This window comes from Clostridiales bacterium (genome assembly GCA_030016385.1).
Classification (GTDB): domain Bacteria; phylum Bacillota; class Clostridia; order Clostridiales; family Oxobacteraceae; genus JASEJN01.
The window spans coordinates 1-5,256 of record JASEJN010000102.1; the positions used below are offsets into that span (position 1 = coordinate 1).

Below are 5,256 nucleotides of genomic sequence, written 5' to 3' on the forward strand. Positions count from 1 at the left end.
TTAGAACTTACAAAACTTGAATCTGGCGAATGAGTGCTCAAATAACACAAGTTCAAATTACGAATCAAAGCTAAAATATGTACTCTATTACAAAAGCTTGAAATTTGTGCTTTTAGATACAGACAAATAAGGGTATAATTAATAGTGTAGTTCATGTATCATGACAGATCTGCGTATTTCAGCCTGTTTTGCACTGTGCTAATAAATGTATTGAAGCGATATCGATATATGGCCTGTAAAATAAAATACAGGTTTAATTTTTTGAAGAATTTTGAGGCATCAGGGAGGTACAGCAATGTTCATTCATATTGGGAAAAATGTTGTGATCAAAGAGGAGAGCATAATAGCCATTATAGACGTAAAAACCGTAAACAAGTCAAAGTATACAAAACAATTGATAAAAATTGCCGATGAAAATGGAATTTTAAGGAATGCAATGGATGATGAGCCCAAATCATATATACTTGCTGAAGTAGATAAAAAAGATGTATTATACATTTCTTCTATATCCTCGGCCACACTTTGCAGGAGAATTGGTTTTACAAGTACATTACAAACAGAAGGTGATTTGAATGATTAAAAAAGCAGAAGAATATGATGAAAATCAGATACAGGTGCTGGAAGGCCTTGAGGCCGTAAGAAAACGCCCTGGCATGTATATAGGAAGTACAGGTCCAATGGGACTTCATCACTTAGTTTATGAGATTGTTGACAACAGCATAGACGAAGCCCTTATGGGAGCATGTGATAAAATAGAAATCGTTATTCGAAAGGATAATTCGATATCTGTAACCGACAACGGCAGGGGTATGCCCGTCGGTATACATCCTAAAATGAAAATACCTACCGTACAGGTTATTATGACCATATTACATGCAGGAGGAAAATTTGGCGGAGGAGGATATAAAGTATCTGGAGGGCTTCATGGTGTCGGCGCATCCGTTGTTAATGCGCTTTCAGAATGGTGTATCGTTGAAATAAAAAGAGATGGACATATATATAGGCAAAGGTATGAGAGAGGTAAACCTGTTACACCTTTTCAAAAGGTCGGAGACGCAAAAGATACAGGAACAAGGACTATATTTAAACCAGATCCTGAGATATTTGAGGATACGGAATTCGATTATGATACTTTATCCCATAGGCTTAAGGAACTTTCATTTTTAAATAAAGGGATAAAGATAATATTAAAGGACGAAAGAGCCGATAAAGAAGAAGTATATCATTATGAAGGTGGAATAGTATCTTTTGTAAAATATTTAAACAGGAATAAAGAAGTTCTTCATCCTGAACCCATATCGATACAGGGAGAAAAGGACAATACTATAGTCGAGATCGCCCTTCAATATAATGATGGATATAATGAAAATATATTTTCTTTTGCAAATGATATAGATACGACAGAAGGAGGTACCCATTTAATAGGTTTTAAATCAGCTCTCACAAGGGCTTTTAACGACTATGGTAAAAAATATAATTATTTAAAAGAAAATGACAAGGGGCTATCGGGTGAAGATGTAAGAGAAGGGCTTACAGCAGTTATATCTGTAAAACTTACCGATCCTGAATTTGAAGGACAGACAAAGACCAAACTTGGGAATACAGAGGTAAGAGGAATTGTAGATAATATAGTATATGAACAGGTAATTGGATTTTTGGAGGAGAACCCATCAGTTGCAAAGACAATATATGAAAAGGCATTGACAGCTTCAAGAGCCAGGGAGGCGGCAAGGAAGGCAAGAGAACTTACGAGAAGAAAAAACGTACTTGAAAATACAACGCTTCCTGGAAAACTTGCCGACTGTTCGGAGAAGGACCCGTCTTTATGTGAAATCTTTATTGTCGAGGGAGATTCCGCAGGTGGTTCTGCGAAGCAGGGAAGAAACAGAAAGTTTCAGGCTATACTTCCTCTTAGAGGCAAGATAATGAATGTTGAAAAACAAAGGCTCGACAAGATACTGTCTTCTGAAATGATAAGGGCAATGGTTACCGCATTCGGAGCCGGTGTGGATAATGGATTCGATATTGCAAAGATGAGGTATTACAGGATAATAATAATGACGGATGCCGATGTTGATGGTGCTCATATAAGAACGCTCCTTTTGACTTTTTTCTATAGATATATGAGGCCGTTGATAGATGATGGAAGAGTATTCATAGCTCAGCCTCCATTGTATAAAGTAACTAAGGGCAAAAAAGATTATTATACTTATTCTGAAAAAGAACAGGAAAAGTTACTATCTGAGATAGGAACAGAAAATAATACAATCCAAAGGTATAAAGGCCTTGGAGAAATGGATGCAGAGCAGCTCTGGACCACAACTATGAATCCTGATACAAGGACAATGCTTCAGGTTACACTTGATGATGCTATAGCTGCCGATGAAATATTCACAATACTTATGGGTGACAAGGTAGAACCTAGAAGAGAGTTCATAGAAAATAACGCTAAAAAAGTTCAAAATCTCGATATATAGGTATTAGATGAAGAGGTGATAGATATTGGATGATGAAAATAATAAGATTTTACAAGTTGATATAAACGATGAGATGAAAAAAAGTTATATAAGCTATGCTATGAGTGTAATCATAAGCAGGGCTCTACCTGATGTAAGGGATGGATTAAAGCCGGTTCACAGGAGAATTCTATATTCGATGAATGAATTAGGCCTTTCAGCCGATAAACCTTACAGAAAATCTGCGAGGATCGTCGGTGATGTATTAGGTAAATATCATCCCCATGGAGATGCGGCCGTATACGATGCAATGGTCAGGATGGCTCAGGATTTTTCGATAAGGTATACGCTGGTGGACGGTCATGGAAATTTCGGGTCTGTCGATGGAGACAGCCCGGCTGCCATGCGTTATACAGAAGCAAGGATGAGCAAAATCACAGCCGAAATGCTCAGGGATATCGAAAAGGAGACTGTCGATTTTACGCCAAACTTTGATGGAACTTTGAAGGAACCTGTGGTTTTGCCTTCAAGATTTCCAAATCTTTTAGTCAATGGTTCCCAAGGTATTGCCGTAGGGATGGCAACAAATATCCCCCCTCACAATCTCGGTGAAGTGATCGATGCGGTAATCATGATGATCGATAATCCGGACGTTACCGTAAAAGATCTTATGACTAAAATAAAGGGACCCGACTTTCCAACGGGCGGCATAATAATGGGCAAAGACGGAATAAAGTCGGCATATGAGACAGGCAGAGGCAGGATAATTGTAAGGGCAAAAGCTGTTATAGAAGAGGAAGATAACGGAAGATCCAAAATAATTGTAAGTGAAATACCTTATATGGTCAATAAAGCAAGGCTTATAGAAAAAATAGCCGAACTTGTCAAAGAGAAAAAAATAGACGGAATTTCAGATTTGAGGGATGAATCAGACAGGGAAGGCATGAGGATTGTAATCGAGATAAAAAGGGACGCCAATGCTAATATTGTACTTAACAGATTATATAAGCATACCCAGATGGAGGATACATTTGGTGCGATAATGCTTGCACTGGTTGATGGACGTCCGAGGATATTGAATCTTAAGGAAATGATAAGGTATTATCTGGATTTCCAAAAAGAAGTCGTTATAAGAAGAACTAAATATGATTTAAATAAGGCCGAGACAAGAGCACACATTCTGGAAGGCTTGAGAATAGCTTTAGATAATATAGATGAAGTAATACACATTATAAGGAGTTCAAAAACTGTAAATGATGCAAAACAGGGCTTGATGCAAAGGTTTGGCCTTTCGGATTTGCAGTCACAGGCCATCGTAGACATGAGACTTGCAAGGCTTACAGGTTTGGAGAGAGAAAAGATAGAGGAAGAATATGCAAATCTTGTAAAAATGATAAATCATTATAAGGAAGTTCTTTCAAATGATAAGCTCGTATATAAGATAATAAAGGATGAGATTTCAGAGATAAGGAAAAAATATTCGGATACAAGGAAAACCAAGATAACAAGCAGAGTTAAAGAAATAGAAATTGAAGATTTGATACCAGAAGAAGATGTAGTCATTACACTTACTCATTTTGGATATGTAAAAAGGCTCAGCATAGACACATATACAGCGCAAAAGCGAGGGGGAAAGGGTATTACAGGACTTTCTACAAGGGAAGATGATTTTGTTGAGCATTTATTCATAACATCTACCCATAATAATATATTGTTCTTTACGAACCAGGGAAGGGTATATATTATGAAGGCCTTTGAAATACCTGAAGGTTCGAGGATTGCAAGAGGTACTGCCATTGTGAATTTGCTTCAGCTTAATACGAGGGAAAAGATACAGGCTGCGATGGCTGTAAAAGAATTCAAGAATGACATGTATATAGTAATGTCAACTAAGGATGGCATAATTAAAAAGACTCCATTGGAGCAGTTTGCCATGATAAGAAAGACAGGCATAAATGCTATAAACCTTAAACATGGCGATGAACTAATCGGCGTAAAACTTACGGATGGCAAACAGCAGCTTATTATAGTCACATCCAATGGATACAGTATAAGGTTTAAAGAAAAGGACGTAAGGGCGATGGGTAGAGGCGCAGCAGGTGTTAAAGCCATAACCCTTAGAGATGGAGATGTTTCAGTCGGGATGGATGTTGTCGATGAAACATCGGAGCTTCTTACTGTAAGTGAAAAAGGATATGGAAAGAGGACATCGCTTAAAGAATATAATCTGCAGGGTAGAGGCGGCAAGGGCGTTAAAACGTACAAGGTTACTAAAAAGACGGGAAATCTTGTGGGAGCAAAGATTGTAAAAAGCAACGATGAAATACTATTAATAAATAGTCAGGGTACTATAATAAGGCTTAAAGTATCGGATATATCTCAAACCAGCAGAAATACACTCGGAGTTAAGCTTATGAGGGCTCAGGATAATATAAATGTTGTATCTATCGCAAAGATAAATAGTGAAGACATAAGCGATGAGGATAAAAAGTAAGGAGCGGATTGTAATTTAATATCAGGCATAAATAGAATTGTGTTATTTTGAACAACAAAATTTTTAAGAATGGGTGTTCAAAATAACACAAACTTAAATTATGAATTGAAGAAATTCCTTAAAATACCATTGAATTAATCGCTCATAGATGATATTATGATTAAGCGCCGATTTTTAGAGACAGAATAAAGTAGTACAATTTGTAAATAATTTTTGTATTATTTTAAAAATTGTGTTGACATTGATAAAAAAAGGTGCTAATATAATAAATGCCGCCTGTGAGGCGGGAGTGATCTTTGAAAATTG

3 protein-coding genes are annotated in these 5,256 nt (G+C 36.9%); all 3 read left to right on the forward strand.

The genetic code is table 11. The features are described 5' to 3' along the window. The first annotated feature begins 295 nt into the window (after positions 1 to 295). From QME45_14385 to gyrA, 3 genes are read left to right on the forward strand one after another with little or no spacing between them, the layout of a single operon-like run. Entirely contained in the window at positions 296 to 580 is a 285-nt protein-coding gene (locus tag QME45_14385) for a DUF370 domain-containing protein (GenBank protein MDI6619816.1), read from the forward strand. Continuing rightward, complete coding sequence (gyrB, locus tag QME45_14390; protein MDI6619817.1) at positions 573 to 2,477, forward strand: DNA topoisomerase (ATP-hydrolyzing) subunit B; 1,905 nt, start codon at positions 573 to 575, stop codon at positions 2,475 to 2,477. Before QME45_14385 ends, gyrB begins: the two co-directional genes overlap by 8 nt. Before the next feature lie 25 nt (positions 2,478 to 2,502). Then, on the forward strand, positions 2,503 to 4,950 hold the full coding sequence (gene gyrA, locus QME45_14395) for a DNA gyrase subunit A (protein ID MDI6619818.1): 2,448 nt from the start codon (positions 2,503 to 2,505) through the stop codon (positions 4,948 to 4,950). Positions 4,951 to 5,256: the final 306 nt, after the last annotated feature.